Here is a 26,840-nt window from a genome sequence, read left to right on the forward strand (position 1 = left end):
CTTTGGGTCTTCGCAATTTCTTCGACCGGATCGAGCCGCATTTTGAAAAAGGCGGCAAGTATGAGAAGTATTTCTCCATCTACGAGATGGTGGAAAGTCTTCTTTATACACCGAAAACGGTCACCACCGTCGCGCCCCACGCGCGGTCTTATGTCGATATGAAGCGGATCATGACCTATGTGGTCATCGCCACGTTCCCGACGATCCTTTTTGCGCTTTATAACACCGGGCTTCAGACCAATCTGGCGATTGCCGAGTACGGTCCCTCGGGCTGGCGCGCGGGCGTCATCGAGGTGCTGGGCATCGGGTTTAACGCCGAGAGCATTCTGGCCAACATGGCGCATGGGCTTTTGTACTTCCTGCCGATTTACATCGTGACGCTGGTCGCGGGCGGGATTTTCGAAGTGATCTTTGCGGTCGTGCGGGGCCATGAGGTGAACGAAGGCTTCCTCGTGACCTCCATGCTTTACACTCTGATCATGCCCGCTTCGACGCCTTTGTGGATGGTGGCTTTGGGCATCATCTTCGGTGTCGTGATCGGCAAAGAGGTCTTCGGCGGCACGGGCAAGAACTTCCTCAACCCCGCGCTTGTGGGTCGTGCGTTCCTCTATTTCGCCTACCCGGCCTTTATGTCGGGCGACTCAATCTGGACGCCTGTCGATGGCTTCTCCGGGGCGACCGCTCTGGCCATTGGCGCCTCTGAAGGCGTCGGTGCATTCGCGGCGCATGGCATCAGCTGGATGGACGCTTTCGTTGGCACGATCCAAGGCTCGCTGGGCGAAACCTCGACCATCGCCTGTATGATCGGGCTTGCCTTCCTGTTGCTGACCAAGATCGCCAACTACCGCCTGATCATCGGCTGTATGGCCGGGATGATGGCCTTTTCCGGTCTTCTGAACTTTATCGGCTCCGACACCAACCCGATGTTCGCGATGCCGTGGTACTGGCACCTTGTGACCGGCGGTTTCGCCTTTGGTCTCGCGTTCATGGTGACCGAACCTGTGTCCGGCGCGCATACCAACATGGGGCGTTACATCTACGGGGCGCTCATTGGCTTTATGGTCGTGATGATCCGCGTGGTGAACCCGGCGTTCCCCGAAGGCATGATGCTCGCCATCCTCTTCGGCAACGTGTTTGCGCCGCTGATCGACTATTTCGTCGTGCAGGCCAACATCAAACGGAGGGCCAAGCGCAATGTCTGAAGCGAATGAAAACAAAGGCTTGATCCGTCGTTTCCTCGACGCCCCGCCGGACAGCGTGGGCAAGACGGTGTTCGTCGCCGTGGCGCTCTGTCTTGTGGCCTCAATGGTCGTGTCTGCCGCCGCTGTGGCGCTGCGCCCGATTCAGGATGAGAACAAGCTGCGCGACAAGCGGATCAATATTCTTCAGGTTGCGGGCGTTTATGACGAAAACACCCCAGTGAACGAGGCCTTCGAGGCGTTCGAGCCGCATGTGTTGGATCTCTCGACGGGTGAATTCACCGACGCCTTCGAGACCTCCGAATTCGATGCGCTGGCTGATGCCAGAGACCCATCGATCATGCGCCCGATTGACGAAGACCCTGCCGGTCTCGGCGGTCAGATGCAGGCGTATCGCCTCGTCTATCTGCTGCGCGACGACAGTGGGGCGCTCGACAAGGTGGTGATGCCGATCGAGGGCTATGGGCTTTGGTCCACGCTCTACGGTTTCATCGCGCTCGAAGAGAACGGCAACGACATTTTCGGTCTGCAATTCTACCAGCACGGCGAGACGCCGGGTCTGGGCGCCGAGGTTGACAACCCGCGTTGGAAAGCGCTCTGGCGTGGCAAGAAACTCTTTGCCGAGGATGGCGATCTGGCGATCACCGTGGCGAAAACCCCGCCGCCTGAGGGCACGGATTACTATGTGGACGCGCTTGCGGGTGCGACGCTGACCTCGCGCGGGGTGGACAACCTTGTGCGGTTCTGGATGGGGCAGGCAGGTTACGGCAGCTTCCTTGAGCATCTGCAAGCAGGAGAGGTGAACTGATGGCACAGACATATCGTTCGCAACTGATCGACCCGTTGGTCGACGACAACCCGATCACCTTGCAGGTTCTGGGCATCTGCTCGGCACTCGCGGTGACCTCCTCGATGCAGGTGGCTTTTGTGATGGCGCTGGCCGTGACGCTGGTGACCGGGTTCTCGTCGATGTTCATCTCGATGCTGCGCAACCAGATCCCAAGCTCGATCCGCATCATCGTGCAGATGGTCGTGATCGCCTCTCTGGTGATCCTCGTCGACCAGCTGCTCAAGGCCTATGCCTATGAGATTTCCAAGACGCTTTCCGTCTTTGTGGGTCTGATCATCACCAACTGTATCGTGATGGGCCGCGCCGAAGCTTTCGCGATGAAGAACCCGCCGATTGCGAGTTTCATCGACGGCGTCGGCAACGGGCTTGGCTATGGTCTTCTGCTCATGGTCGTCTCCGTGATCCGCGAGCTGTTGGGCTCCGGTTCCCTGTGGGGCATCACCATCCTTGAAACCGTGAACAACGGCGGCTGGTATATCCCCAACGGTCTGCTTTTGCTGCCGCCCTCGGCGTTTTTCGTGATCGGTCTGATCATCTGGGCCGTGCGCACGTGGAAGCCGGAGCAGGTCGAAGAGCGTGAATATCAAATCCAGACGGTGGAGGACCACTGATGGAAGGTCTCATTTCACTCGCGGTCAAGGCCGTCTTTATCGAAAACCTCGCGCTGTCGTTCTTTCTCGGCATGTGTACCTTTCTCGCCGTGTCGAAGAAAATCTCGACCGCGATGGGTCTCGGCATCTCTGTGATGGTGGTTCAGGCGCTCACCGTGCCTGCGAACAATCTGATCCTGACCAAGCTTCTGGCGCCCGGTGCACTCGCATGGGCCGGGTTCCCGGATGTCGATCTGACCTTCCTTGGCCTGATCTCCTACATCGGGGTGATCGCGGCTCTGGTGCAGATCCTCGAGATGGTGCTCGATAAGTACTTCCCGCCGCTTTACAACGCGCTTGGTGTCTATCTTCCGCTGATCACGGTGAACTGTGCCATCATGGGTGGCTCTCTGTTCATGGTGGAGCGGGGCTATAACTTCGCCGAATCCGCCACCTACGGTCTGTCTTCGGGCTTTGGCTGGGCGCTGGCGATCACCGCCATGGCCGGTGTGCGTGAAAAGCTGAAATACTCTGACATTCCCGACGGGCTTCAGGGGCTTGGCATCACCTTCATCACCGCAGGTCTGATGGCGATGGCCTTCATGTCCTTCTCCGGCGTGAAACTGTAAGGGAGGGCCAGGATCATGATGACATTCAGTCTGGGCGTACTGCTCTTTACCCTGATCGTGATCGCGCTCGTTGCGGTCATTCTGGCGGCGCGCTCCAAACTTGTGAGCACCGGCAACGTCAACATCACCATCAACGGCGAAAAGACGATCTCTGTGCCCGCCGGTGGCAAGCTGTTGCAGACGCTGGCCGGACAAAAGCTGTTCGTGCCGTCGGCCTGTGGCGGCGGCGGCACCTGTGCGCAGTGTCGTGTGCGTATCCATTCGGGCGGCGGGTCCATCCTGCCGACCGAGGAAAGCCATATCACTAAGCGTGAGGCCTCCTGTGGCGACCGCCTGTCCTGTCAGGTGGCGGTGAAGCAGGATATGGAGATCGAAGTGCCCGAAGAGGTCTTCGGCGTCAAAAAGTGGGAGTGCACCGTGCGCTCGAACCACAATGTGGCGACCTTCATCAAGGCGCTGGTTCTGGATCTACCGGAGGGCGAGGATGTGAACTTCCGCGCCGGTGGCTATATCCAGATCGAAGCGCCCGCGCACAAGCTGTCCTACAAGGATTTCGATATCGAGGAAGAATATCGCGAAGACTGGGACAAGTTTAACCTCTGGCAATATGAATCGACCGTCACCGAGCCGATCGAGCGCGCCTATTCGATGGCGAACTACCCGGATGAGAAGGGCATGATCATGCTCAACGTCCGCGTCGCCTCGCCGCCGCCGCGTTCGACTGGCATCCCGCCGGGTCTGATGTCGTCCTACATCTTCAACCTGAAACCCGGTGACAAGGTCACGATTTCCGGTCCGTTCGGCGAATTCTTTGCCCGCGACACCAAAAAGGAAATGGTCTTCATCGGTGGCGGGGCCGGGATGGCGCCGATGCGGTCGCATATCTTCGATCAGCTCAAGCGCCTTGAGAATCGCGACCGCAAGATCACCTTCTGGTACGGCGCGCGCTCGAAACGTGAGATGTTCTTTGTCGAGGACTTCGACGAGCTGGCGAAAGAATTCCCGAACTTCACTTGGCACGTGGCGCTCTCTGACGCTCTGCCGGATGACAACTGGGGCGGTTATACGGGCTTCATCCACAATGTGCTGTTTGAAGAATACCTCAAGAATCACCCGGCGCCCGAAGATTGCGAATACTACATGTGTGGCCCGCCCATCATGAACCAATCCGTGATCAACATGCTGTTGGATCTCGGTGTGGACCGCGAAGACATCATGCTCGATGACTTCGGGGGGTAATCCCGCCAAGGGCCCGAAATAACGAACTGCCGCCAAGCCCAGTGGGGTTTTGGCGGCAGTTTGCGTTTTGAGCCTTGGGAACTTTGGGAGATGAGTCGCCAGACAAGTAAAACAAAAGCCGCCAGACGGATGTCTCGCGGCTTTTTGTCTTCGGTCTTTGGTGAAAGTGGTGAGCCGTGCAGGATTCGAACCTGCGACCCACTGATTAAAAGTCAGTTGCTCTACCAACTGAGCTAACGGCCCACTCTCTCAGTCTCATCGACTGTGCGGCGGGGTTTAATGTCGTGGGTCAGGACCGTCAAGCGCAAAACTGAGATTTTCTTGGAAAAGGTTCCGACAAGGTTTATATGCCCGCCCATGCAACAGGATTTTGACACCTCCCGCCGCCTTCCCTTTCTGAAAATGCATGGGCTGGGCAATGACTTCGTGATCGTCGATTCACGGGGGCGGGACGCGATTGTCACCGCTGAACTGGCACGCGCTGTAGGCGACCGCCATCGCGGCGTCGGTTTCGATCAGCTGGCAGAGATTCGGAGCTCGGATGCCGCAGACATTGATCTCGATTTCTGGAACTCAGACGGATCGCGTGCGGGCGCCTGTGGCAATGCCACCCGCTGTGTCGGGCGGTTGATGTTGGATGAGACGGGACAGGACGAGATCACGATTCGCACCGAGCGGGGGATTTTGATCGCCCGGCGTGCGGGAGATGAGGTCTCGGTCAACATGGGCCACCCGCAGAGGATGTGGGACGAGGTGCCTTTGTCGCATCCGGTCGACACCGATTTCCTGCCGCTCGAGGGCGAGCCTGTCGCGGTGGGTATGGGCAATCCGCACGCCGTATTCTTTGTGCCCGATATCAAAGAGGTCGATGTTGCCGGTTGGGGCAAGCGCGTCGAATACGATCCGCTTTTCCCGCAGCGCACCAATGTCGAGTTCGCCGAAGTGCGCGCGCGCGACGAGATCAGAATGCGTGTCTGGGAGCGTGGCACGGGGATCACGCTGGCCTGTGGCTCTGGAGCCTGTGCAACAGCCGTGGCGGCCTTTGTGCGCGGCCTGACGGACAAAAAGGTGCGGATGGAGGTCGATGGCGGCTGGCTGACGCTCGATTGGCGCGACGACGGCGTCTGGATGACCGGACCGACGCAGCTGGTGTTCCAGGCGGAATTCGACACGTCTTTCTTGGAGCGCGTCTGATGTCCGCTAATCCCCCGATTTTTGCGACGCTCGGCTGTCGCCTCAACGCTTATGAAACCGAGGCGATGAAAGAGCTGGCCGAGGCCAATGGCGTCGAGAACGCCGTGGTGGTGAACACCTGTGCTGTGACCGCGGAAGCTGTGCGTAAGGCGCGCCAGGAGATTCGCAAACTGCGGCGCGAAAACCCGGATGCGAAGATCATCGTCACCGGTTGTGCGGCCCAGACAGAACCCGAGACGTTCAACACCATGTCCGAAGTCGATCTTGTGATCGGCAACACCGAAAAAATGCAGCCGGAAACTTGGCAAGCCATGGGACCCGATTTCATCGGCCAGACCGAGCGCGTTCAGGTCAATGACATCATGTCGGTGACAGAGACCGCCGGGCATCTGATCGACGGTTTCGGCCGGCATCGCGCCTATGTTCAGGTCCAGAACGGCTGCGATCATCGCTGTACCTTTTGCATCATTCCCTATGGCCGGGGCAATTCGCGCTCTGTGCCCGCCGGTGTCGTCGTGGATCAGATTAAGCGGCTGGTGGATAAGGGCTTCAACGAGGTGGTGCTGACGGGGGTCGATCTGACCTCTTGGGGGGCTGATTTGCCCGCGACGCCGCGTCTGGGCGATCTTGTGATGCGCATCCTGAAACTGGTGCCGGATTTGCCGCGTCTGCGGATTTCGTCCATCGATTCGATTGAGGCCGACGAGATGCTGATGCAGGCGATCGCGACCGAGCCGCGCTTGATGCCGCATTTGCACCTGTCCTTGCAGCATGGCGATGATTTGATCCTCAAACGAATGGCGCGGCGGCACCTGCGCGACGATGCAATCCGCTTTTGTGAAGACGCGCGCAAATTGCGGCCCGAGATGACCTTTGGCGCCGACATCATCGCGGGCTTCCCGACGGAGACCGAAGCGCAGTTCGAGAATTCGATCAAACTGGTGGCCGACTGTGATCTCACGTGGTTGCATGTCTTTCCATATTCCAAACGCGAAGGTACGCCTGCCGCGAAAATCCCGCGTCAAGTGAACGGCAAGGTGATCCGCGACCGCGCCGCGCGTCTGCGGGCCGTGGGCGATGAGCAGGTGCAAAAGCATCTTCAGGCTCAAATTGGCCGTGAGCATGTGATCCTGATGGAAAACCCGCATATGGGGCGGACGGAGCAGTTCACGGAAGTGAGTTTCGAGACGGCTCAAGACGAAGGCGCGATCCTCAAGGCCGTGATCTCCGGCGTCAAAGGCACGCAACTGACCGCATGAGACCCATCCTCTATTCCTTCCGCCGCTGTCCCTATGCGATGCGGGCGCGGCTTGCGATTGCTTCGGCGGGACTGGAAGTCGAGCTGCGCGAGGTTGTGCTTCGCGACAAGCCGCAGGAGATGCTTGCGGCCTCGCCGAAGGGCACCGTGCCCGTGTTGATCACCGAGACCGGCGTGATGACCGGCGTGATCGAGGAAAGTCGCGAGATTATGGATTGGGCGCTGGCGCAGAACGACCCGGAGGGGCTGTGCGATATGCCGCGCGAGGGCGAAGAGTGGATCGCGCAGATCGAAGGCCCATTCAAGGCCGCGCTGGACCGTTACAAATATGAGACGCGGTACGAGGGGGTGGAGCCTCTGGCGGAACGCGAGGCGGCGGCAGGTATTCTGAGACAGGTGGACAGCCAGCTTCGAGAGCGCCTTTGGCTTTATGGAGATCGACCCAGCTTCGCCGATCTGGCGACGATCACCTTCGTGCGACAATTCGCCATGGTGGACCGGGTATGGTTCGATCAGGAGGATTGGCCGGGTGTGCAGGGCTGGTTGGCGCGGTTTCTGGCGTCAGAACGGTTTGCGCAGATTATGCTGAAATATGAAAAATGGCAGCCGGGAGACGATCCGGTGGTTTTTCCGGCCATTTCATTGAATTGATATTCAACGAAAAACACGAGTTACCCGCAAATCGCGTCCTTGTTCGTGAATATAGGTATCTCGGAGATGTATCTTATCTGTCCCCAAGACACCACACCGCGACAGATCGCCTGTGTTCACAATTCATTGAATGCTAGACGTGAGCGCCTGCGCTCGCTAAAACCGCCTGCGAAGGGCTGCGGGAAAACTGCGGCCTCTCATGCATTGGCCGGGGAGGACCGGCCGAAGAAATTGGAGAATTGCAGTGTCCCACGTAGATGAACACGAAGGCACCCGACGCGATTTCCTGTACTACGCCACTGGTGGCGCAGGTGCAGTTGCCGCTGGTGCCGTAGTCTGGCCGCTGGTCAACCAGATGAACCCCTCCGCAGACGTTCAGGCGTTGAGCTCGATCCGCGTTGATATCAGCGGGATTGAGGTCGGCACGCAGCTGACCGTCAAGTGGCGCGGCAAGCCGGTGTTCATCCGTCGGCGCACCCAGGATGAAATCGACGCGGCGCGTGCGGTGACCATGGACGAACTGGTCGACCCGGTTGCCCGCAACGACAACAAAGATGCGGCGCTCGATGCCGAAGATGAGAACCGCACCATGGACGAAGCTGGCGAATGGCTGGTGATGATGGGCGTGTGTACTCACCTCGGCTGTGTGCCGCTGGGCGATGGCGCCGGTGATTTTGGTGGCTGGTTCTGCCCCTGTCACGGCTCTCACTACGATACCTCCGGTCGTATCCGCAAAGGGCCGGCGCCCGAGAACCTTCCGGTTCCGATTGCCGCCTTTGACGGCGACACCGAGATTGTTCTGGGCTAAGGGAGGAACTTATGTCTGGTATTCCGCACGACCATTACGAGCCGAAGACGACACTCACCAAAGGTGTCGAAAAACGGCTTCCGATCATCGGCCTGATCTATAACACGCTGATGATCCCGACCCCGAAAAACCTGAACTGGATGTGGATCTGGGGCATTGTGCTCGCCTTCTGCCTCGCGCTTCAGATCGTCACCGGTATCGTTCTGGTGATGCACTACACCCCGCATGTCGATCTGGCGTTCCGCTCTGTCGAACATATCATGCGTGACGTGAACGGCGGCCATATGCTGCGTTACCTGCACGCCAATGGCGCGTCGCTGTTCTTCTTCGCTGTGTATCTCCACATTTTCCGCGGTCTCTACTACGGCTCCTACAAGGCGCCGCGCGAGATCACCTGGATCATCGGCATGATCATCTACCTCCTGATGATGGCAACCGGCTTTATGGGCTATGTTCTGCCCTGGGGTCAGATGTCCTTCTGGGGTGCGACCGTGATCACCGGCCTCTTCGGCGCGATCCCGTTCATCGGCGAGCCGATCCAGACCTGGCTTCTGGGTGGACCGGCCGTGGACAACGCCACGCTGAACCGCTTCTTCTCGCTGCACTACCTCCTGCCCTTCGTGATCGCAGGTCTGGTGATCGTGCACATCTGGGCCTTCCACAACACCGGCAACAACAACCCCACGGGTGTTGAAGTGCGCCGCACGTCGAAAGCCGAAGCGGAAAAAGACACGCTGCCGTTCTGGCCGTATTTCGTGATCAAAGACCTCTTCGCCTTGGGCGTGGTGCTGATCGCCTTCTTTGCGGTTGTCGGTTTCATGCCGAACTACCTCGGCCACCCGGACAACTACATCGAAGCCAACCCGCTTTCGACGCCTGCACACATCGTGCCGGAATGGTACTTCCTGCCGTTCTACGCGATCCTGCGCGCCTTCACCGCTGACGTTTGGGCCGTGCAACTCGTGTCCATGCTCACCGGCGGCATCGTCGATGCGAAGTTCTTCGGTGTGCTCGCCATGTTCGGCGCCATCATCGCTATGGCCCTCGTGCCGTGGCTGGACACGTCGTCCGTGCGTTCGGGCAAATACCGCCCGAGCTTCAAATGGTGGTTCTGGCTTCTGGCCGTGGACTTCATCGTGCTGATGTGGGTTGGCGCCATGCCGACCGACGGCATCTACCCGTATATCTCGCTGATCGGCGCAACCTATTGGTTCGCCTACTTCTTCGTGATCCTCCCGCTTCTGGGTGTGCTCGAAAAACCGGCCCCGCTGCCGGCCTCCATCGAAGAAGATTTCGCGTCCCACTACCCGGGCGCGGCAGAGTGAGAAAGGAAACAGGGACAATGATCAAGAACCTCACCCTCTCCGCCCTCACCGCTTTGGGTCTTTCTGCCACGGCCGCTCTGGCCGCTGGCGAAGGTGGGCATATCCATGACGTGGACTTCTCCTTCGAGGGCCCGTTTGGCAAATACGACCAGATGCAGCTTCAGCGCGGTCTGCAGATCTACACCGAGGTCTGCTCCTCCTGCCACGGCATGAAATTCGTGCCGATCCGCACCCTCGCGGATGAAGGCGGCCCGCAGCTTCCCGAAGATCAGGTGCGCGCCTATGCGTCCCAGTTCCCGGTAAACGACGAAGCCTCGAACATGCATCTCTTCGACTATGACGAAGGCGCTGCGCGTCCGCTGACCGAGAACGACCACTTCCCGGCCAACGAATCGCAAAACGCTCCTGACTTGTCGCTGATGGCGAAGGCACGTGCGGGCTTCCACGGTCCGGCGGGCACGGGGATCAACCAATTCCTCAAAGGCATTGGTGGCCCCGAGTACATCGTCGCCATTCTCACCGGTTACACCGGCGAGGAGAAAGTTGAAGCGGGCACCACCTATTACGAGAACACCGCGTTCTCGACCGGTTGGATCGCCATGGCCCCGCCGCTCTACGGTGAGGACGTCGAATTTGCCGACGGTCACTCCAATGAGCTGCACCATGAAGCCGAAGACATCGCAGCCTTCCTGATGTGGGCGGCTGAGCCCAAAATGATGGCCCGCAAGAAAGCCGGTTTTGTCGCCGTGACCTTCCTTGTGATCCTGACCTCGCTTTTGTACCTGACGAACAAAAAGCTTTGGGCGCCGCACAAAGGCAAAAAGACCACGCTCTGAGTTTGCGTTGGTTTGATATAGAAAGCGCCCCGATTTGGGGCGCTTTTTTCATGCTCCGATGTAGGCTTTGAGCCCTTTTGGCGGATCGGCTTTCATCTCCGCCCAGTCCCTGGGCGGCTGGCAGTGCCCGTCCTCGATCCAGATTACCAGATCGGCAAAGCGGTCCACATCCGCGATGTCATGGGTGACCATCAACATTGTCGCGCCCAACTTCTCGCTGACCTCCTTGGCCAGCCCGATCATCTCGCCCCGCATCGCCGGCCCCAGCGCGGAAAACGGCTCGTCCAGCAGGATCAGAGGCTTTTCCTGCACCAGCACCCGCGCAAGCGCCACACGGCTTTGTTGCCCGCCAGAGAGCTCTGCCGGGCGGCGTGCTTCCATGCCTGAAAGACCGACGGCACTGAGCGCCTCGGACACGCGTTCTTGCTCCGCTTTGCTCAGACGCAGGTTGGGCTTGATCCCAAGCCCGACATTCTGCGCCGCTGTCATATGAGCAAAGAGGTTGTTGTCCTGAAACAGATGCGAGATCGGCCGCTCGTGGGGCAGGGCCTGCGTCACGTCTTTCCTGTCCCAAAGCAGTGCGCCCCCCGCGTCCGGCGCCTCGAACCCACCGATCAGGGACAACAGCGTGGATTTCCCCGCACCCGACGGGCCGATAATGGCAACACGAGCGCCGTTGGGGATGGAAAGGTCAGCAGAGAGAGTGAAGTCCCCCTGTGTCAGGCGGATGGATCGAAGCTCAAGCATGGCGTCTCCCCCAGAGATCGAAGATGTAGAACAGAGCCAAACTTAGCCCCAAAAGCAGCAAAGCCGCGCCCATCGCCTGGTCCATGCGGTAAGACCCCATGAGGCGATAGATTTGCAAAGGGAGCGTCGCGGCCTCTGGGCGGGCAAAGAGGGCAATCACACCCAAATCCCCCATCGAAAGAGCCGCGGCAAGACCCGCAGAGAACCCCATGGACACACGTAGGCGTGGCAAAAGAACGAGCCGCACCCGGCTCAATCCAGTCAGGCCAAGACTGTCAGACAGGCGTCCGTAGTCACGCTCTGCGCCACTCAGAGCCGGTCCCAAGGCGCGCAGGATGAACGGCATCGACATCACCGCATTGACCAGCGCCGTGATCGGCAGGGCCCAATCGGCGGGGTCTGTGACAGCAAAGAGCACGATGTAAAGCCCCGTGCCCATCACCAGCGGAGAGGCGGCGATGGAGGACATGCCGATGATCTCAAGACTGCGAAACCGAAGCGCGGCCAGCGCCAGCGTCAGAGACATGAAGATCGCCAGAAATGCGGAGCCGATGGCCGTCAAAATCGACCGCAAGGCCGCAGACCAGACGGAAGCAGGCAGGTCGATCAGGCCGGGCGCGCCACGCAAGGTGATGGCGAGCAGGGGCGTCAAAAGAAAGACACTGATCAGGCCAACCCAGAGCATATCCAGTGCCCGAGCCGGAGCGTTGTGGGCGTCGAAGCGTTGCACCACGCGATGAAGCCCGCCGGACCCCATCTGTGGCACGCGAAATTTCAAAGAAGCGGCTGCCGCGATAGCGCAGATCACCACTTGGAGTAGCGCCAAAAGCGAGGCTTTGCCCAGATTGAAATCATAGCGAAACGCTTCGTAGATCGCGAGTTCGACTGTGGTCGCCTTGGGGCCGCCGCCAAAGGTGAGCGCGATGGCAAAGGAGGTGGTGCAGATCAGGAAAATCACGGTGAAGGCGCCGGGCACGATCTCTTTGAGCATCGGCAATTCGAGGTGACGAAAGATGTCACGCGCACCGAAATGGAGCGAGGAGGCGAGACGGAATCTTTCCGCCGGAATGGCCCCCCACCCCTGAAGCAGAAGCCGGGTCGCCAGAGGCAGGTTGAAAAACACATGCGCCAATACGACGCCGTGAAAACCGTAGATCGAAATAGGCTCTAATCCGGCCCAATTCAGCACAACAGAGACAAATCCCGCATTGCCGAATACGGCAGTCAAGCCGAGGATGGCGACGATGGTCGGCAAGATAAAAGGCGCGCCCAAAAGCGTGATCAACAGGCCCCGACCCGGAAAGCTGCGCCGCGCCAAAGCACGTGCGGCGGGGATGGCGAAGAGCACGGAGAGCGCGGCGGACAAAAGCGCTTGCACCACCGTGAAGCGCACCGCCATCCAGTCAAAACGGGAGAGGGCGGAAAAGCTTTCCGCCCGCAACGCCACTGCGCCCAATGTGCCAAAGCTCAACGCGGCGACCAAAGCCGCCGCGATGAGGCCGGGCCAGAGGGTTACTGAGAAAACGCGCTGCGCCATTCGGCAATCGCTTCATCCCGCAGGGCAGCGGCTTCGTCCTCCCCCAAAAGGATCGCTTTGTCGGGGTAGTTCAGCTGCGAAAACTCGTCCGGCCATTGCTCTTTCGGAAGCGCGGAAGGATAGGACCAGTTGGCGGTCGGAATGATGTTCTGGAAGGCGGGCGAGAGCACGAAATTCATAAACTGATCCGCCAATTCCGGCTGGTCCGTGCCTGCGAGTTTCGCGGTCAGTTCGACGGACATGTAATGCCCTTCGTCGAAGAGGGCTGCGGATTTGGTTTCGTCCTCTTCTGCGATGATGTGATAGGCGGGGGAGACGGTGTAGGAGAGCACCATATCGACCTGACCGTCGGTGAACATGCCATAGGCCTCCGACCAGCCTTTGGTCACGGTCGTCACCTTGGGCGCCAGTTTGGCCCAGGCCTCTTCGACCTCATCGCCAAAGACCTCATGCCCCCAAAGCACCAAGGTGAGACCCGAGCTTGAGGTGCGGGGGTCCTGAATGGCGATTTTCCAATCCTCGTCGGAATTCACCAACTCATGAAAGGATTTCGGCGGATTGGTGATTTTCGTGTTGTCATAAACGAAAGCCGCGAAAGACCAATCGAAGGGCAAAAACGTCTCATCCGTCCACTCAATCGGCATGGTCAGGGGCGACAGGTCCACGCCATGAGGCGCGAACAGGCCGGTGTCGCGGGCTTGTTTCATCGCATCCACGTTGATGCCAATCGCGACATCGGCTTTGGTGCGTTTACCCTCAAGACGAATGCGCGGAAGGACATCGCCGGTGATATACTCAAGCTCGCAATCGCAGTCTTCCTCGAAGGCCGCCTTGATCGCGGGACCGGGACCCCATTCGGAGGCAAAATAATCCGGGGCGTAGACGGTGAGGGTCTCTGCCTGCGCAGAGGTTGCGGCCAGCAGTGCCGCAAGGGTCAATCCATATTTCATGGCTCGCTCCATAGTCATATGGGCGAAGAAAAAGGTCGCGTGTGGAACATCGCTGATACCTTCCCTCCGCCGGTGTTAGCCGGTTCAGGTTCAACGGGTTCGCATTTGCATCTCAGCCGTGTCTGGCACGGGCACCCCGAGGTAGGCGCGAAGCTATGGAAGCCCGTGGCGAAGTTCAAGCGTTTTCGATGAGGTGTGAGGATCGGCTCATAACGGCTCTTTGAAGGCTCCGAGATGGACCCGTGAGACCTAGGGGCGTAGTCTGATCTCATGATGATTGGTGAGAGGATGCCATGAGAATTTCGAGTTTTGTTTTTTGTTTGGGCGCGTTGACCGTGTCGGCGCCCGCTTTCGCGAATTCTGTGCCGGTGGGCTTTGGCACGAAAGTTATGTGTGAGGGTCTGTCGGGGCGCGCAGGCTTTGCTGACGAGGCCGCTATTTTGGAGATGGGCGGGCGTGTCGTGACCCTGCCTCAAACGATCTCTGCCTCCGGCGCGCGCTATGAGAACGAGGCGGAAGATGTCCTGTTCTGGATTAAGGGCGAAGAGGCGCTTTTGGGCTGGAATGGGGTCGAAATGGACTGTTCGCTCACTGGTTCCGAGGCGCCATGGGTGGCGCGCGGGAATGAGCCGGGATGGCGGATTTCGGTGAGTGAAGGCCAGATGCAGGCGGAATTGGACTATGGTGAAACCGTCATTGAAGGTGCGTGGCCTTTGGCGCAAATCGATGAGGAAAGCCTGACGTATCAAACGGCAGATCTTGATCTGGCGGTGTCACCGCAGCTCTGTCACGATGACATGTCTGGTCAAGCCTATCCGGAAATCGTGACCCTGATCCGAGGCGATAATAGTTTTCACGGATGTGCGGGGGAGACGATGGATCTTTTGAACGGGCCAGAATGGCAGATCGAGGATGTCGCGGGCGCTGGCGTGATTGATGCCAGCTATATCACATTGGCATTCGACGGTGACCGCGTGGCGGGATCAACCGGTTGTAACCGCTTCACAGGTGGCTTCGAGCTGACCGGTGAGGGGCTGTCTTTCAAGCCGCTGGCCGTGACCCGCATGATGTGCCCTGAGGCCCTGATGCAGCAAGAGGCGCATGTGCTGGAGACTCTGTCTAAAGTGGATCGCTTCGACATCGACGAGACCGGCGCGCTTGTGCTCTTTGGTCAGGGTGAGCCGCTGATCACGGCACGTCGCTAATGCAAAACGCCGCCCCAAAGGAGGCGGCGTTTTATATCTTTCCAGCTGGATTAGAGCCTTATTGTGCGTCTTCCGGCAAGATGCGCACCCCGCCTTTGTCCGCGGCAGAGGCAAGCATGGCATAGGCCTTGAGTGCGGTGGAGACGGCGCGCGGACGCGGGGCCGCAGGTTTCCACGGCAGCGGGCCTTTTTCTTCACGACGAGCCGCAAGCACGGCGTCATCGACCTTGAGCTGGATCGAACGGTTCGGGATGTCGATCTCAACCGTGTCGCCGGTTTCCACCAGCCCGATCAAACCACCCTCGGCCGCTTCGGGGGAAACGTGGCCGATGGACAGACCCGAGGTGCCGCCGGAGAACCGTCCATCGGTCAAAAGTGCGCATTTCTTGCCCAGACCTTTGGATTTCAAATAGGACGTCGGGTAGAGCATCTCCTGCATCCCTGGACCACCTTGCGGACCCTCGTAGCGGATGATGACCACTTCGCCCGCCTGCACTTCGCGGGTCAGCACGCCGTTCACCGCATCGTCTTGCGACTCGTATACGCGGGCGGTGCCAGTGAATTTCAGGATGCTTTCATCCACACCCGCCGTTTTGACGATACAGCCACGCTCGGCAATGTTGCCGAACAGAACGGCCAGACCGCCGTCTTTCGAGAAGGCATGTTCCACAGAGCGGATCACGCCATTTTCACGGTCGGTGTCGAGCTCCTTGTAGCGGTTTTGGGTCGAAAACGCTTGCGTCGTGCGCACGCCGCCCGGTGCCGCTTTGAACAGCTGCTCGGCCTCGGGGTTGTTGGCGACCGTGATGTCCCATTGGGCAATCGCCGCCGCCATTGTGTCGCTGTGCACCGTGCGCACGTCGCCATGCAGCAGACCGCCACGATGCATCTCGCCCAGAATGGAGAAGATGCCACCAGCGCGGTGCACGTCTTCCATATGGACGTTGTGGATGTTCGGTGCGACTTTGCAGAGGCAGGGAACCTTGCGCGACAGGCGGTCGATGTCTTGCATGGTGAAATCCACCTTGCCCTCATAGGCGATGGCCAAGAGGTGCAGCACCGTATTGGTGGAGCCGCCCATGGCGATATCAAGGGACATGGCGTTCTCAAACGCTTCGAATGTGGCGATCTCACGCGGCAGGTAGCCCGGAAGCTCTTCGTCGTAGTGCTTCTTGGTGATCTCGACGATCTTACGACCGGCCTCGAGGAACAGGTTCTTACGATCCGCATGGGTGGCAAGCGTCGAGCCGTTGCCCGGCAGTGCCAGCCCCAGCGCCTCGGCCAGACAGTTCATCGAGTTGGCGGTGAACATGCCAGAACACGACCCGCAGGTCGGGCAGGCGTTTTGTTCGAACGCGTCGACCTGTTCGTCGGTGTATTGATCATCGGCGGCGGCAACCATCGCATCGACGAGGTCCACAGCGCGCTCGAGATCACCGATCTGCACCTTGCCGGCCTCCATCGGGCCACCGGAGACAAAGATCACCGGAATGTTGAGGCGCATCGCGGCCATCATCATGCCGGGGGTGATTTTATCGCAGTTGGAGATACAGACCATGGCATCTGCGCAATGTGCGTTGACCATATACTCGACCGAATCCGCGATGATTTCGCGCGAGGGCAGGGAGTAGAGCATCCCGTCGTGGCCCATCGCAATGCCGTCATCGACCGCAATGGTGTTGAATTCTTTCGCCACACCGCCCGCTTTTTCAATCTCGCGTGCCACCATTTGGCCGAGGTCCTTGAGGTGGACGTGGCCGGGCACGAATTGCGTGAACGAGTTCACGACCGCGATGATTGGCTTACCAAAATCTCCATCGGTCATGCCGGTCGCGCGCCAAAGGCCGCGGGCACCGGCCATGTTCCGGCCATGGGTCGAGCGGCGGGATCTGTAATGAGGCATGGTGTTGGCTTTCTGTAACGTCATATGAGCCGCCTACTGGGCGGGTTGACGTTGCATAAGGCTTTCGGCGCGACATTTCCAGTCACGACCGCATGTGCGTGGATGAATAATCTTGCTTGAATCGAGGCCGATCCGGTGATCTGGCGCTTAGATCAGCTTTTTCTTGCGTTTGAGCGTGTCGCCAAATTCAAGCGAGGGTTCGAGCGTGACGATCTCACCCCCTGCTGCGTTTTCATCTTCGACCCGGTTGGCGATGATCTGCGCCGCAGCGCGTCCGATCTCGGCGCGGCAGGCATCCATCGTCGCCAGTTTGCGCGGCAGTCCATCAAGGAATTCGATGCCGTTGAACCCGGCAAGGCCGATGTCGCCCGGCACGTCGATGCCGTTGTCGAGGCAATACATCAACCCACCAGCGCCGATCATATCATTGGAATAATACAGGAAATCGAGCGGGTCTTCTTCGTTGCGTTTGAGAATGGTCTCGGTCATCTCGCGGCCTTTTTTAAGCGCGGAGCCGCCGGAGTAGAATTCACTGTCGGCAATCTCGAGACCGGATTTCGCGAGCACTTCTGTGAAACCCTCAAAGCGTTTGCGGGCGCGGTGGTCGAGCGGCATTTTGGTGCCCAGAAACCCGATCCGTTTGTAGCCCGCGTCGACGATGGCCTGCGCCATTTTGCGACCGGCACGACGATGTGAAATACCAACGGCGGCATCGATCGCCTCGCCATCGGTGTCCATGATTTCCACGATCGGAATGCCAGCGGCGGCCATCATCGCCTTGGCAGCTTCGGTGTGTTCCAGCCCTGCAATAATCACACCGGAGGGACGCCAGGATAGCATCTGATAGAGCACTGCTTCTTCGCGTTCGGGTTTGTAATTGGTGATGCCGACGACGGGTTGTAGCTCGGTGTCTTCGAGCACTTCGTTGATGCCGGTCATGACCTCGGGGAACACCATGTTGGACATCGAGGGGATGATCACGGCGACAAGGTTCACGCGCGACGAGGCTAGCGCACCTGCGATCTTGTTCGGCACATAGCCCAACTCGCGGGCGGCTTCCAAAACTTTCGTCCGCGTCGCCTCAGACACATCACCTCGGTTGCGGAGCACGCGGCTGACGGTCATTTCAGAGACGCCGGAGGCCTCAGAGACGTCTCGAAGCGTGAGTGGCCGTTTCGACGGTGCGTTTCCTGAACCCTGTGACATGGCCTGACCCTCTGAACTGTTTGTAATTCCTGTCAGTCTACACCATAAAATTGCCTTGTCCATCTGGCGTGGATGAAAATTGTTAACGCTAACATTTCTTGCCGTTCCTGCGATCAGTCATTTGATGCCCCGTTTGGGACATCTGTGCGCATTTGGTTGGGTAAGCAAAGCCAGCGCCAATCAGCCGCAGGTGCGATTTCTCAGCGGCAAGGCGCGCCTCACCCCTTGTGCCGTGATAGCCCACGAGGCTATGAGACCAATGTGGCCCCGTGGCTCAACTGGATAGAGCAGCCCCCTCCTAAGGGGCAGGTTGCAGGTTCGAATCCTGCCGGGGTCACCATATTCACTGAGTAGACGACATGACCTCTTGGCCGTTCGGACTTAGACATCAGCTGGCTTTTGAGAGCGTACCCGGAGAGGATTGTTGGCTGGTCTGAAATTTTGCGACGAGATCTGCAAGCGTATCTGCCTGCATGCTCAGGATCGTGCAGGCGGAGGTGGTTTCTTCAGATGTGGCGGCATTGCGTTGTTGTGCGCGGTCGATCTGGTTGACGGCTTCGTTAATTTCAGAAATGCCGGAGGCCTGTTCTTTCGAGGATGCGGCGATGTCGCGGATGAGGGTCGAAATTGACGCGATCGATTGGAAAATCAATTGCAGAGATTCGCCTGTTGTATTGACCTTTTCCACACCATTGATAACCTGATTTCCGGATTTGACAATGAGATCATTGATCTCGCGCGCCGCTCCAGAAGAGCGTTGAGCCAACTCGCGGACTTCGGAAGCGACGACCGCAAAACCACGACCAGCTTCTCCCGCACGCGCAGCTTCGACGCCAGCGTTGAGCGCGAGAAGATTGGTTTGGAAGGCGATGTCATCAATCACCGAGATGATTTTCGAGATTTGTGTCGAGGACGTTTTGATCTCTTCCATGGCCATGACCGTGTCTTCAACCACTTTCGAAGTGCTTTGCGCTTGTTCCGAGGTTTCGCTGACCAGCGTATTGGCCTTATGCGCATTCTGGGCCGCAGATTGGACAGAGGCAGTCAATTCATTGAGTGCGGTTGCGGTTTCTTCCAGTGTGGCGGCGTTGCCTTCGGTCTGGCGCGACAAATCCGAGATTGCACTGGTGATCTGCTGGGCGCCCTCATTGATTTCTCCGGTGGCAGTGCCAATCGAGAAGACGAGTTCAGACAGGCGATCAACGGTTTGGTTGAAGTTGATCCGCAGGGGATCGTATTGGTCGTCGAATTTTTCGGCGATTTTCACATCCATATTGCCCTCGGCCAGCCCCCGAAGGGCCGTCGCGAGAAAATCAATGACGCGGGAGAGCTCTGCTGCGCGCGTAGCACGTTCGATCTCTTCTTGGCGAAGGCTGGCCTCTTTCGCGTCCCGCTCTTGTTGTTCGCGCAAACGCTCCTGGCGTTCGCGTTCCGCCGCTTCTTCGCGTTGACGTTCTTCATTTGCAGCATGGTCTGCGCGTGCTTTTTCGGCATCTTCTCTCAGACGTTGCTGTTCTTTTTCCAAATCGCGATTGGCGTAGAGTGTTTTCCGAAGGCTTTCGAGAGAATGCGCCATGGCGCCGATTTCGTCACGACGCGTCGTACCTGAGACGTCTTGCTCATAATTGCCGTCGGCCAGCGCATTTACATCCTTGAGCATCGTGGCCAAGGGCAGGCGGACTTTGCGATGAGAGGAGAGAAGGATCGTGCCAATTGTCAGCATCAAAATGAGCAAGCCGGTGATGACATTTATCAAAACTTCCTGGCGCACCGGAGCGGCGAACACATCGCGCGGGACATCGAGGATTGTGGCCCAGGTCCGGTTCATGCCATTGGCTGTGAAAGGATAAACGACCCGGATGACGCCATCGGGCAGTCCGCGAATGATGCGGGGTTGACCGTCACCGAGCGCGGCTTTGACCTCTTCGAGACCGACGCCATCGTAGACCTGCATCAGGCGTTCGGAATTCTGATGTGCGAGCCATTTGCCATTGCTGTCCAGCAAAGCCATTTGGCTGTCTCCGAACACCTTCATGTTCGACAGAAGCTCCGTCAGATGTGCCAGCGTGATATCGACACCTGTAACGCCAATGATTTCACCGTTGTGCCGCACAGGCACCGAAACCGATGTCATCAAATGACCGTCATCCGTTTGATAGGGCTCTGTGATCAGGCTTTTCCCGGTGCGAACAGGTTCGGCAAACCATTCCTGCGATGGGTCAACTGTGAAGGTCTGAAAGTCGAGACCGCCCGAGTCGTTTTTGGTCCAGTAAGGCGTGAAAACACCTGCTTCATTCAAACCGTCCGGGCCGCCAATCAAGGTCGATGCGCTGCCGCCGGGTACCGCTGACATCCAGGAGGAGTAGAGATTCTCGAATTGCATCGGAACATCTTCCAGCATCGAAATGATCTCGGCGCCTTGCGGCTGATCCGTGCCGACATAGCCTTCGATCATCCCGCTGAGCGCCAGACCCGTCGAGGTGGCTTGGGTCACCAAAAGGCCGACCTGATCCCCCGCCCATTCCGCCCGTTCGGTGGCCGTTTGTAGAATGCGATCGTTCACCTTTTCAGACGTACGTAAGCCATTGAAGGCGGTGATGCCGATAACGATGACCGAGATGATGACTCCCGCTGCAAGGATGAGTTGACCGGAGACGGTCTTTAACGAGATCTTCATAGCGCACTCCAACACGAAATTCGTGGGAGTTATTGCACGTATCTCTTAATGGACTGCGAAGATGGCCTAAGATTTATAAGGCCAAAGGGTCATGAGGCTGAAGAACAGGGGGTATTTTCAGACCATTTTAATGACATCGCGCGGACAGGACAGCATGTACCCTTTGCGGGCAATGTTTTTGACCAGCAACTCGCTCACCATCTGATTCCCAAGCGTATCGCGCAGGCGTTTGATCCGGGTGGCGCCAGCGGCCTCGTCACAATCCACTGAATTGCGGCCAGAAATCACCGCTTCGATTTCGGCGCCGGACAGGACGTCATCGTCGAGACGCGCTTCGGCCAGAACAGAGAGGGTTTCAATCGCGGCAGGGGTCAGTTTGAATTCCATATTGTTCAGATAGACGGTGTTCTCCGCGCGAGAGATCAGGAGCGAAGAGACCTCGATCCCGCGCTTCTCTATTTCGCTCATCCGCTTGTTCAGCGCAATGATCACAACGAGGAACACGAGGGCTGCGATCAAGAGCGCGGTGGAAAACACCAAGAGCACAAAGATCACCATGCGGTAGGAATTGAGCACGCCGGAAAAGGAGGTGCCTGATTGCGCGAGGATTTCGAGCAATTTGATTTCCGCCTGAGTGGTCAGGTCGTTCTCAACGAAAATCCGCTCGACTCGCGCGTTAAACGCGTTGGCGTCTGGCAGGTTCACGAACAGCAATACGGCGGCGATCAACAGAATCGCGACAATCGCCACGATGCCATAGATCGCCACACGCGATACTTTGCGGCTGTCAGTATCGGAGGAAATAGTCGCCAGCATCGGCTTTGACCTCGCCCAGTTTCTCTTCGGGGATCATCGCGACGATGGAGAGAAGATGCCAGCCCTCTTTCTCAAGCCGCGGGCCAATCGCCTGAGCCGCCGCTTTTTTCGAGCAGTGCTGGTCGCCCACCTCGGCCACGCCGAAGTGCAGCTTGAGCGGATTGTCACGCTTGGCTTTGTAGCTGGCGTAACAGGAGGCGCTGGCCAGACCGGGCAGGGTGGCAAGCGCAACAATGAGGGGGAGAAGGTGCTTTTTCATGCTCGCGATCCTGTGAGTTTCGCGGATGTTATTCAATAGCAAAGCCGATTTTGCCACCTGTTATCCAATGACAGTCCACTGTTATTGAGCGATTTTCCCAAAACCGGCCATCACCGTCCCATCAACGTGCTCAGCCCTCGAAAAGGCGGGCCGCAGGCTTTGAAAGGACGACCGATGAGACTGACCAAATTCACCGCAGGGCTGCTTGCGCTTTCCATTGCCACCGCTGGCATTTCCGCCGCACCGGCACGCGCCGGAGACAATGACGCCGCTTTGGCGCTGGGCGGGCTTTTGACCCTCTTTGTCATCGGCAAGGCGCTGGATGACAGGAACGACAATAAAGTCAAAGTCACCCAGCCACGTCCCGACAAGGACCGCACCCCCGGACGGGACTGGGGGCATGACTATCGCATTCCGAACCAATGTGTCGTGAGTGCGGGCTATGGCAACAAACACCGTCTGGTGGCTTTGGAAAACTGTATCGAGCGCCAAACCCCTAAAAAGGCCCGTGTGCATTTGCCCCGCGCCTGTGAGACCCGCGTGCAAACCCGTCAGGGCAAACAGGATGCCTATGACGTCGGTTGCCTGAACAATTTCGGCTACCGCATCGACCGTGATCGTGATCGCGACCACGGTTACAGCCGACGTTGAGTTATAAAAATCGAGCAGATACGCGGTTTCATGTCCCCATGTGTCGCGTCAACTTGCGGGTGGGTTCATGCGTCCCACCCGCTTTTTTCTTGCGCCTCTCTCTGGCTTCGGCTTCACAGGGGTATGACAAAACCGATCCCAGATTATAGTTTCGAAGAGGCCGCTTTACGGCGTGGCTACACCCGTATCGTTGGCGTGGATGAGGTGGGGCGTGGCCCCTTGGCCGGTCCCGTGGTGGCCGCCGCCGTTTGGCTCGACCCGGATCACATCCCCGAAGGCCTCAACGATTCCAAAGCGCTGACCGCGAAGCGACGCGAAGCGCTCTATAGCGAGATTTTCACGAAGGCCGATGTCTCCATCGCGTCGTGTTCCGTCGAGGAGATCGACGAGATCAATATCCTTCAGGCGTCCTTGCGGGCGATGGAGCGGGCGGTGGCCGGGCTCAAGGTCAAGGCGGACTATGTGCTGGTCGATGGCAACAAGGTGCCGCCGGCGTTCGGGCTTGATGCCGAGGCCATCGTCAAAGGTGACGCGCGCTCTTTGTCGATTTCGGCGGCCTCAATTGTGGCAAAAATATGGCGCGATCGCCTTATGGTGGATTTGGCGCAACAGTACCCCGGCTATGGCTGGGAGAAAAACGCAGGTTATGGGACCAAGGTGCATCTCGAAGGCTTGCGAGATTTTGGTGTGACCCCGCTCCATAGACGTTCGTTCAAACCTGTACACAATATCTTGTATCAAGGTAAAAACATAAGTGACTGATTCGAAAAAGAAATTGACTGCGAATCCCGGATGACTCATCTTTAGGCCCATAAATGACGTCAAAAATGGCGCGTTAAAACGACGTCCCTTAAGGGGCGCGATATGAGGCAGAACATGAAGAATACCATCCGCAAGGGGGCCAATGCGCTCCCTCTCAATGAGATATTGTCCGGTGATTGCATCGAGGTGATGAACGCTCTTCCCGAGGAAAGCGTCGACCTGATTTTCGCCGATCCGCCCTATAACCTGCAACTTCGGGGTGATCTGCACCGTCCGGACAATTCCAAAGTGGATGCGGTCGATGACGCCTGGGACCAGTTCGACAGCTTCAAGGTTTATGACGATTTCACCCGTGAGTGGCTTAAGGCTGCGCGTCGCATCCTCAAACCGAATGGTGCGATCTGGGTGATCGGCTCCTATCACAACGTCTTCCGCCTCGGCGCTGAGCTTCAGAATCAGGGCTACTGGATTTTGAACGACGTCGTGTGGCGCAAATCCAATCCGATGCCGAACTTCCGGGGCAAGCGTCTGACCAATGCCCATGAGACGCTGATCTGGGCGTCGAAGGCAGAGGCCGCGAAATACACGTTTAACTACGAAGCGCTGAAATCTCTGAACGAGGGCATCCAGATGCGCTCCGATTGGGTTCTGCCGATTTGTAACGGTGGCGAGCGCCTGAAAGACGACAACGGCGACAAGGCCCATCCGACGCAAAAGCCCGAGAGCCTGTTGCACCGTGTCATCGTCGGCACCACCAATCCGGGCGACGTGATCCTCGATCCGTTCTTCGGCACGGGCACCACCGGCGCGGTCGCCAAGATGCTCGGCCGTGAATTCATCGGCATCGAGCGCGAAGAGAAATACCGTGAAGTGGCCGCAAAACGCATCGCCTCCGTGCGCAAATTCGACAAGGACGCGCTGCGCGTTTCCACCTCGAAACGCGCCGAGCCGCGGGTGCCCTTTGGTCAGCTCGTGGAGCGTGGCATGCTGCGTCCGGGCGAAGAGCTTGTCTCCATGAACGGTCGTCGTACTGCCAAAGTGCGTGCCGATGGGACACTGGTCGCCAATGATGTGAAGGGCTCGATCCACCAGGTTGGCGCTCACCTCGAAGGTGCGCCGTCGTGCAACGGCTGGACCTATTGGACCTTCAAACGCGACGGCAAACACGTTCCGATCGACGTGCTGCGCCAGCAAATTCGCGCGGAGATGCAGTAAGTTCTCCCCTATAATTTAGATTGGAAATTCAAAGTTACCGCCTGGTGCCTGCGGCCTGACTTCGCGGCACCACCTTCTGCCCCGCTGTCTTATCAGCGGGGCTTTTTTTAAAGCCGAGGCAGGGGATTGGTGCCGTTTTTATAAGGCTCCCAATCGGCAAATGTCGCCAGATCGGGATAGTAGCGCTTGCGCCAGGCTTTGACCTTTGGGTTCATCATCCGGCGCCAGACAGGGGGCACCATCGCAGCCACGCCCATGACCGTATAACCATAGGGAAGCTGTGGCGCTTCGGTTTCGTCGTAATTCTGCAAAAGCGGAAACCGCCGGTCGGGTTTGTAATGGTGGTCCGAATGGCGTTGCAAATTGATCAGCAGCCAATTCGTCGCCATATGCGCGGCGTTCCAACTATGATGCGGTTTCACGTGTTCGTATTTGCCCTCGCCCAGATGCCGCCGGGTGAGGCCGTAGTGTTCGACGTAATTGGTGAGTTCCAATTGCCAAATCGCCACAATCGCCTGCCAGACAAAGAGCAGCAGCCCCGGCACACCGCCAATCAGCGTGGCGAGGATCAGCATCATGATCTGCAACGTCCAATAGCGGAAATGCGGATTGCGCGGATGCCAGGCCGACAAGCCTCTGCGTGCCAGCAATGCTTTTTCCGCCTCCCAGGCCGAGCGCGGACATTCGCGCAGTACGCGGAGAAAATAGTGGTGAAATCCCTCATTATAAAGCGCCGTCACCGCATCGCGCCGCGTGCCGACATGTTTGTGATGGACCAGCAAATGCTCGGTGCGGAAATGAGAATAAAGGACAGAGGCCAACAACAGATCGCCCAGCCAGCGCTCCATCGTGTTGCGCTGATGGCAAAGCTCATGGGCATAAACCATGCCAGTCGTGCCGGACGAGACGCCAAGACCAAAGAACACCACGAGAGTTTCCAGCACGGAGAGGTGATCCGTGTGGGTCACAAACCAGATCAGCCCAAAGATGTTCACGAATTGCACCGGGAACCAGATGATCGTGATGGCGCGATACCAGAAAAGCTCGCTTTCGGCTGTGTTCGGGTCTGGATTGTCGGTGTTGAGACCTAAAATGCCGTCGAGAAATCCGAACATATACCATGCGTAAAGCGGGACGATGATGACCGTCCAGCCGCCGACAATCGCACCGAGCCAGATCAAGGGCACGAGGGTGAGCGACAGCCAAAAGGGGATCGCATTTCGGAAACTGATTTGGGCCATATTCATTGGATCAAACTCCCAAAGACCAGCGCGTCTTGCGCTAATCTTCTAGGCTCCGGTGGGCGAGGTCAAACGCCTTTCGCATCACGGTCGGAAGATCGGAGGCGCGAAAGGCGTTTGGCCCCCTCAAAGCGAGCTCTTCGGGCGGATTTGTCACATCTTTTGCGGCATGTACGGTGAGGATCAAATGGAAATGGGTGAAGGTGTGGCGCACCTCGCCAAGCTCGATCCAATCGCCCTCAAATGGCGCTTCTTTGGGGTGCTCTTCCTGCCATTCGGTGCCGGGCCAGCCCAGCATGCCGCCCAGAAGACCCTTCTCTGGCCGTTTCTCCAACACCCATTCGCCGCGCGATGTGCGCCCGACATAGGCGTGCCCATGCCGGGTGGGTTTCGGCTTTTTGGGGATTTTTAGCGGGAACCGAGCCGCATCTCCGGCCTCTCGCGCTTCGCAATTCTCTATCAGAGGGCAAATCGCGCAGGTCGGCGATTTCGGGGTGCAGATCGTCGCCCCCAAGTCCATCATTGCCTGCGCATAGTCGCCGGGACGCTCTTCGGGCGTCAAACTGTCGGCCAATTCGGTCAGCTTGGGCTTGGCGGCAGGAAGCAGTGTTTCGACCCGAAACAGGCGCGAAACGACCCGTTCGACATTGCCGTCCACGACCGTTTCGGACTGATCAAAGGCGATGGAGGCAATGGCCGCAGAGGTATAGGGGCCAACACCGGGAAGGGACTGCAATGCGACACGCGTTCGGGGAAATGCGCCCTGATAGTCATCCCGGATCACGCGGGCACATTTCAAAAGGTTCCGTGCTCGGGCGTAATAGCCAAGGCCGGCCCATTCACCCATGACCGCCTCATCTTCCGCATTCGCGAGATCAATGACGCTGGGCCAAAGCGAGGTGAACCGTTCGAAATAGGATTTCACGGCGGCCACTGTCGTTTGCTGCAACATGATTTCCGACATCCAGACCCGGTAGGGATCGGGGATGACGCCATGCGCGCGATCCGCGGGCGAGATGCGCCACGGCAAAACGCGCGCATGGGCGTCGTACCAGTCCAAAAGCTGCGTCGCGATGTCGCTGTGTTTCATTC

25 protein-coding genes, 2 tRNA genes and 1 riboswitch are annotated in these 26,840 nt (G+C 58.3%); of the genes, 16 read left to right on the plus strand and 11 right to left on the minus strand.

Features of this window, described 5'->3' with window-relative positions; translation table 11 throughout:
• Window positions 1-2: 2 nt before the first annotated feature.
• From ACN0X0_RS07770 to nqrF, 5 genes are read left to right on the plus strand one after another with little or no spacing between them, the layout of a single operon-like run.
• A complete protein-coding gene (locus ACN0X0_RS07770) occupies window positions 3-1,202 on the plus strand; it encodes an NADH:ubiquinone reductase (Na(+)-transporting) subunit B (RefSeq protein WP_417278680.1) in 1,200 nt (399 codons plus the stop codon).
• Window positions 1,195-2,007 (plus strand): Na(+)-translocating NADH-quinone reductase subunit C, encoded by an 813-nt coding sequence (locus ACN0X0_RS07775; RefSeq protein WP_417278681.1) that lies wholly within the window; start codon window positions 1,195-1,197, stop codon window positions 2,005-2,007. The genes ACN0X0_RS07770 and ACN0X0_RS07775 overlap by 8 nt, the downstream gene beginning before the upstream one ends.
• On the plus strand, window positions 2,007-2,660 hold the full coding sequence (locus ACN0X0_RS07780) for an NADH:ubiquinone reductase (Na(+)-transporting) subunit D (protein WP_417262330.1): 654 nt from the start codon (window positions 2,007-2,009) through the stop codon (window positions 2,658-2,660). The genes ACN0X0_RS07775 and ACN0X0_RS07780 overlap by 1 nt, the downstream gene beginning before the upstream one ends.
• A complete protein-coding gene (gene nqrE, locus ACN0X0_RS07785) occupies window positions 2,660-3,268 on the plus strand; it encodes an NADH:ubiquinone reductase (Na(+)-transporting) subunit E (protein WP_066601138.1) in 609 nt (202 codons plus the stop codon). Before ACN0X0_RS07780 ends, nqrE begins: the two co-directional genes overlap by 1 nt.
• Before the next feature lie 15 nt (window positions 3,269-3,283).
• Entirely contained in the window at window positions 3,284-4,507 is a 1,224-nt protein-coding gene (gene nqrF / locus ACN0X0_RS07790; protein ID WP_417278682.1) for an NADH:ubiquinone reductase (Na(+)-transporting) subunit F, read from the plus strand.
• A 167-nt stretch (window positions 4,508-4,674) separates the two neighbouring features.
• Here the strand turns inward: nqrF and ACN0X0_RS07795 are convergent.
• A tRNA-Lys gene (locus ACN0X0_RS07795) sits at window positions 4,675-4,750 on the minus strand.
• 114 nt (window positions 4,751-4,864) lie between these two features.
• Here ACN0X0_RS07795 and dapF point away from each other — a divergent pair.
• From dapF to ACN0X0_RS07825, 6 genes are all read left to right on the plus strand, one after another.
• Window positions 4,865-5,701 (plus strand): diaminopimelate epimerase, encoded by an 837-nt coding sequence (dapF, locus tag ACN0X0_RS07800; RefSeq protein WP_417278683.1) that lies wholly within the window; start codon window positions 4,865-4,867, stop codon window positions 5,699-5,701.
• Complete coding sequence (gene mtaB, locus ACN0X0_RS07805; protein WP_417278684.1) at window positions 5,701-6,960, plus strand: tRNA (N(6)-L-threonylcarbamoyladenosine(37)-C(2))-methylthiotransferase MtaB; 1,260 nt, start codon at window positions 5,701-5,703, stop codon at window positions 6,958-6,960. The genes dapF and mtaB overlap by 1 nt, the downstream gene beginning before the upstream one ends.
• Window positions 6,957-7,610, plus strand: a complete 654-nt coding sequence (locus ACN0X0_RS07810; RefSeq protein WP_417278685.1) for a glutathione S-transferase — start codon at window positions 6,957-6,959, stop codon at window positions 7,608-7,610. The genes mtaB and ACN0X0_RS07810 overlap by 4 nt, the downstream gene beginning before the upstream one ends.
• A gap of 244 nt (window positions 7,611-7,854) precedes the next feature.
• Window positions 7,855-8,418, plus strand: coding sequence for a ubiquinol-cytochrome c reductase iron-sulfur subunit (gene petA / locus ACN0X0_RS07815; protein ID WP_417278686.1), 564 nt, complete (start codon window positions 7,855-7,857; stop codon window positions 8,416-8,418).
• 11 nt (window positions 8,419-8,429) lie between these two features.
• Entirely contained in the window at window positions 8,430-9,743 is a 1,314-nt protein-coding gene (petB, locus tag ACN0X0_RS07820) for a cytochrome b (RefSeq protein ID WP_417278687.1), read from the plus strand.
• A 17-nt stretch (window positions 9,744-9,760) separates the two neighbouring features.
• Entirely contained in the window at window positions 9,761-10,579 is an 819-nt protein-coding gene (locus ACN0X0_RS07825; RefSeq protein WP_417278688.1) for a cytochrome c1, read from the plus strand.
• Between the two features lie 48 nt (window positions 10,580-10,627).
• On the opposite strand, the gene ACN0X0_RS07830 is transcribed toward ACN0X0_RS07825, so the two are convergent.
• Genes ACN0X0_RS07830 through thiB form a run of 3 tightly spaced genes read right to left on the minus strand, consistent with a single transcriptional unit; the run spans window position 10,628 to window position 13,813 of the window.
• Complete coding sequence (locus ACN0X0_RS07830) at window positions 10,628-11,326, minus strand: ATP-binding cassette domain-containing protein (RefSeq protein ID WP_417278689.1); 699 nt, start codon at window positions 11,324-11,326, stop codon at window positions 10,628-10,630.
• On the minus strand, window positions 11,319-12,863 hold the full coding sequence (locus ACN0X0_RS07835; protein ID WP_417278690.1) for a thiamine/thiamine pyrophosphate ABC transporter permease ThiP: 1,545 nt from the start codon (window positions 12,861-12,863) through the stop codon (window positions 11,319-11,321). Before ACN0X0_RS07835 ends, ACN0X0_RS07830 begins: the two co-directional genes overlap by 8 nt.
• The gene (thiB, locus tag ACN0X0_RS07840; protein WP_417278691.1) at window positions 12,839-13,813 is read right to left on the minus strand and encodes a thiamine ABC transporter substrate binding subunit; all 975 of its coding nucleotides are present in this window, start codon (window positions 13,811-13,813) and stop codon (window positions 12,839-12,841) included. The genes ACN0X0_RS07835 and thiB overlap by 25 nt, the downstream gene beginning before the upstream one ends.
• 44 nt (window positions 13,814-13,857) lie before the next feature.
• Window positions 13,858-13,962: riboswitch (TPP riboswitch) on the minus strand.
• A 144-nt stretch (window positions 13,963-14,106) separates the two neighbouring features.
• On the opposite strand from thiB, the gene ACN0X0_RS07845 reads away from it, so the two are divergent.
• Window positions 14,107-15,018 carry an META domain-containing protein gene (locus ACN0X0_RS07845; protein ID WP_417278692.1) on the plus strand — a complete coding sequence of 304 codons (912 nt, stop codon included), beginning with the start codon at window positions 14,107-14,109 and terminating at the stop codon, window positions 15,016-15,018.
• A 58-nt stretch (window positions 15,019-15,076) separates the two neighbouring features.
• On the opposite strand, the gene ilvD is transcribed toward ACN0X0_RS07845, so the two are convergent.
• Both ilvD and ACN0X0_RS07855 read right to left on the minus strand, forming a co-directional pair.
• The gene (gene ilvD / locus ACN0X0_RS07850) at window positions 15,077-16,921 is read right to left on the minus strand and encodes a dihydroxy-acid dehydratase (RefSeq protein WP_417278765.1); all 1,845 of its coding nucleotides are present in this window, start codon (window positions 16,919-16,921) and stop codon (window positions 15,077-15,079) included.
• A gap of 147 nt (window positions 16,922-17,068) precedes the next feature.
• A complete protein-coding gene (locus tag ACN0X0_RS07855) occupies window positions 17,069-18,127 on the minus strand; it encodes a LacI family DNA-binding transcriptional regulator (RefSeq protein WP_226552009.1) in 1,059 nt (352 codons plus the stop codon).
• Window positions 18,128-18,390: 263 nt separating this feature from the next.
• On the opposite strand from ACN0X0_RS07855, the gene ACN0X0_RS07860 reads away from it, so the two are divergent.
• Window positions 18,391-18,467: transfer RNA gene (locus tag ACN0X0_RS07860), tRNA-Arg, on the plus strand.
• 48 nt (window positions 18,468-18,515) lie between these two features.
• Here the strand turns inward: ACN0X0_RS07860 and ACN0X0_RS07865 are convergent.
• The 3 genes from ACN0X0_RS07865 to ACN0X0_RS07875 all read right to left on the minus strand — a co-directional run bounded on the left by ACN0X0_RS07865 (window position 18,516) and on the right by ACN0X0_RS07875 (window position 21,879).
• Window positions 18,516-20,804, minus strand: coding sequence for a methyl-accepting chemotaxis protein (locus tag ACN0X0_RS07865; protein WP_417278693.1), 2,289 nt, complete (start codon window positions 20,802-20,804; stop codon window positions 18,516-18,518).
• A gap of 117 nt (window positions 20,805-20,921) precedes the next feature.
• A complete protein-coding gene (locus ACN0X0_RS07870) occupies window positions 20,922-21,620 on the minus strand; it encodes a winged helix-turn-helix domain-containing protein (protein WP_417262318.1) in 699 nt (232 codons plus the stop codon).
• Window positions 21,592-21,879 carry a hypothetical protein gene (locus tag ACN0X0_RS07875; protein WP_226552014.1) on the minus strand — a complete coding sequence of 96 codons (288 nt, stop codon included), beginning with the start codon at window positions 21,877-21,879 and terminating at the stop codon, window positions 21,592-21,594. The genes ACN0X0_RS07870 and ACN0X0_RS07875 overlap by 29 nt, the downstream gene beginning before the upstream one ends.
• A gap of 174 nt (window positions 21,880-22,053) precedes the next feature.
• Between ACN0X0_RS07875 and ACN0X0_RS07880 the strand changes: the two genes are divergently transcribed.
• The 3 genes from ACN0X0_RS07880 to ACN0X0_RS07890 all read left to right on the plus strand — a co-directional run bounded on the left by ACN0X0_RS07880 (window position 22,054) and on the right by ACN0X0_RS07890 (window position 24,507).
• Window positions 22,054-22,530, plus strand: coding sequence for a hypothetical protein (locus tag ACN0X0_RS07880; protein ID WP_417262317.1), 477 nt, complete (start codon window positions 22,054-22,056; stop codon window positions 22,528-22,530).
• Between the two features lie 123 nt (window positions 22,531-22,653).
• Window positions 22,654-23,292 carry a ribonuclease HII gene (locus ACN0X0_RS07885; protein WP_417278694.1) on the plus strand — a complete coding sequence of 213 codons (639 nt, stop codon included), beginning with the start codon at window positions 22,654-22,656 and terminating at the stop codon, window positions 23,290-23,292.
• Between the two features lie 114 nt (window positions 23,293-23,406).
• A complete protein-coding gene (locus tag ACN0X0_RS07890) occupies window positions 23,407-24,507 on the plus strand; it encodes a site-specific DNA-methyltransferase (RefSeq protein WP_226552020.1) in 1,101 nt (366 codons plus the stop codon).
• A 107-nt stretch (window positions 24,508-24,614) separates the two neighbouring features.
• Here ACN0X0_RS07890 and ACN0X0_RS07895 read toward each other — a convergent pair whose 3' ends face one another.
• Together ACN0X0_RS07895 and mutY are read right to left on the minus strand one after the other, a co-directional pair.
• Window positions 24,615-25,754, minus strand: coding sequence for an alkane 1-monooxygenase (locus ACN0X0_RS07895; RefSeq protein ID WP_417278695.1), 1,140 nt, complete (start codon window positions 25,752-25,754; stop codon window positions 24,615-24,617).
• Window positions 25,755-25,788: 34 nt separating this feature from the next.
• A complete protein-coding gene (mutY, locus tag ACN0X0_RS07900; protein WP_417278696.1) occupies window positions 25,789-26,838 on the minus strand; it encodes an A/G-specific adenine glycosylase in 1,050 nt (349 codons plus the stop codon).
• Window positions 26,839-26,840: the final 2 nt, after the last annotated feature.

Source organism: Celeribacter sp. (assembly GCF_048270365.1).
GTDB lineage: Bacteria > Pseudomonadota > Alphaproteobacteria > Rhodobacterales > Rhodobacteraceae > Celeribacter.

What these genes read in the sequence shown, in the direction of transcription:
- ACN0X0_RS07830 (WP_417278689.1), bottom strand. Translation starts at nt 11,326, where the DNA reads ATGCTTGAGCTTCGATCCATCCGCCTGACACAGGGGGACTTCACTCTC.
- petB (WP_417278687.1), top strand. Translation starts at nt 8,430, where the DNA reads ATGTCTGGTATTCCGCACGACCATTACGAGCCGAAGACGACACTCACC.
- ACN0X0_RS07810 (WP_417278685.1), top strand. Translation starts at nt 6,957, where the DNA reads ATGAGACCCATCCTCTATTCCTTCCGCCGCTGTCCCTATGCGATGCGG.
- ACN0X0_RS07870 (WP_417262318.1), bottom strand. Translation starts at nt 21,620, where the DNA reads ATGCTGGCGACTATTTCCTCCGATACTGACAGCCGCAAAGTATCGCGT.
- ACN0X0_RS07890 (WP_226552020.1), top strand. Translation starts at nt 23,407, where the DNA reads ATGAAGAATACCATCCGCAAGGGGGCCAATGCGCTCCCTCTCAATGAG.
- mtaB (WP_417278684.1), top strand. Translation starts at nt 5,701, where the DNA reads ATGTCCGCTAATCCCCCGATTTTTGCGACGCTCGGCTGTCGCCTCAAC.
- ilvD (WP_417278765.1), bottom strand. Translation starts at nt 16,921, where the DNA reads ATGCCTCATTACAGATCCCGCCGCTCGACCCATGGCCGGAACATGGCC.
- ACN0X0_RS07865 (WP_417278693.1), bottom strand. Translation starts at nt 20,804, where the DNA reads ATGAAGATCTCGTTAAAGACCGTCTCCGGTCAACTCATCCTTGCAGCG.
- thiB (WP_417278691.1), bottom strand. Translation starts at nt 13,813, where the DNA reads ATGAAATATGGATTGACCCTTGCGGCACTGCTGGCCGCAACCTCTGCG.
- ACN0X0_RS07855 (WP_226552009.1), bottom strand. Translation starts at nt 18,127, where the DNA reads ATGTCACAGGGTTCAGGAAACGCACCGTCGAAACGGCCACTCACGCTT.
- ACN0X0_RS07895 (WP_417278695.1), bottom strand. Translation starts at nt 25,754, where the DNA reads ATGAATATGGCCCAAATCAGTTTCCGAAATGCGATCCCCTTTTGGCTG.
- ACN0X0_RS07780 (WP_417262330.1), top strand. Translation starts at nt 2,007, where the DNA reads ATGGCACAGACATATCGTTCGCAACTGATCGACCCGTTGGTCGACGAC.
- ACN0X0_RS07775 (WP_417278681.1), top strand. Translation starts at nt 1,195, where the DNA reads ATGTCTGAAGCGAATGAAAACAAAGGCTTGATCCGTCGTTTCCTCGAC.
- dapF (WP_417278683.1), top strand. Translation starts at nt 4,865, where the DNA reads ATGCAACAGGATTTTGACACCTCCCGCCGCCTTCCCTTTCTGAAAATG.
- ACN0X0_RS07825 (WP_417278688.1), top strand. Translation starts at nt 9,761, where the DNA reads ATGATCAAGAACCTCACCCTCTCCGCCCTCACCGCTTTGGGTCTTTCT.
- ACN0X0_RS07835 (WP_417278690.1), bottom strand. Translation starts at nt 12,863, where the DNA reads ATGGCGCAGCGCGTTTTCTCAGTAACCCTCTGGCCCGGCCTCATCGCG.
- mutY (WP_417278696.1), bottom strand. Translation starts at nt 26,838, where the DNA reads ATGAAACACAGCGACATCGCGACGCAGCTTTTGGACTGGTACGACGCC.
- ACN0X0_RS07875 (WP_226552014.1), bottom strand. Translation starts at nt 21,879, where the DNA reads ATGAAAAAGCACCTTCTCCCCCTCATTGTTGCGCTTGCCACCCTGCCC.
- nqrF (WP_417278682.1), top strand. Translation starts at nt 3,284, where the DNA reads ATGATGACATTCAGTCTGGGCGTACTGCTCTTTACCCTGATCGTGATC.
- ACN0X0_RS07845 (WP_417278692.1), top strand. Translation starts at nt 14,107, where the DNA reads ATGAGAATTTCGAGTTTTGTTTTTTGTTTGGGCGCGTTGACCGTGTCG.
- ACN0X0_RS07880 (WP_417262317.1), top strand. Translation starts at nt 22,054, where the DNA reads ATGAGACTGACCAAATTCACCGCAGGGCTGCTTGCGCTTTCCATTGCC.
- nqrE (WP_066601138.1), top strand. Translation starts at nt 2,660, where the DNA reads ATGGAAGGTCTCATTTCACTCGCGGTCAAGGCCGTCTTTATCGAAAAC.
- ACN0X0_RS07885 (WP_417278694.1), top strand. Translation starts at nt 22,654, where the DNA reads ATGACAAAACCGATCCCAGATTATAGTTTCGAAGAGGCCGCTTTACGG.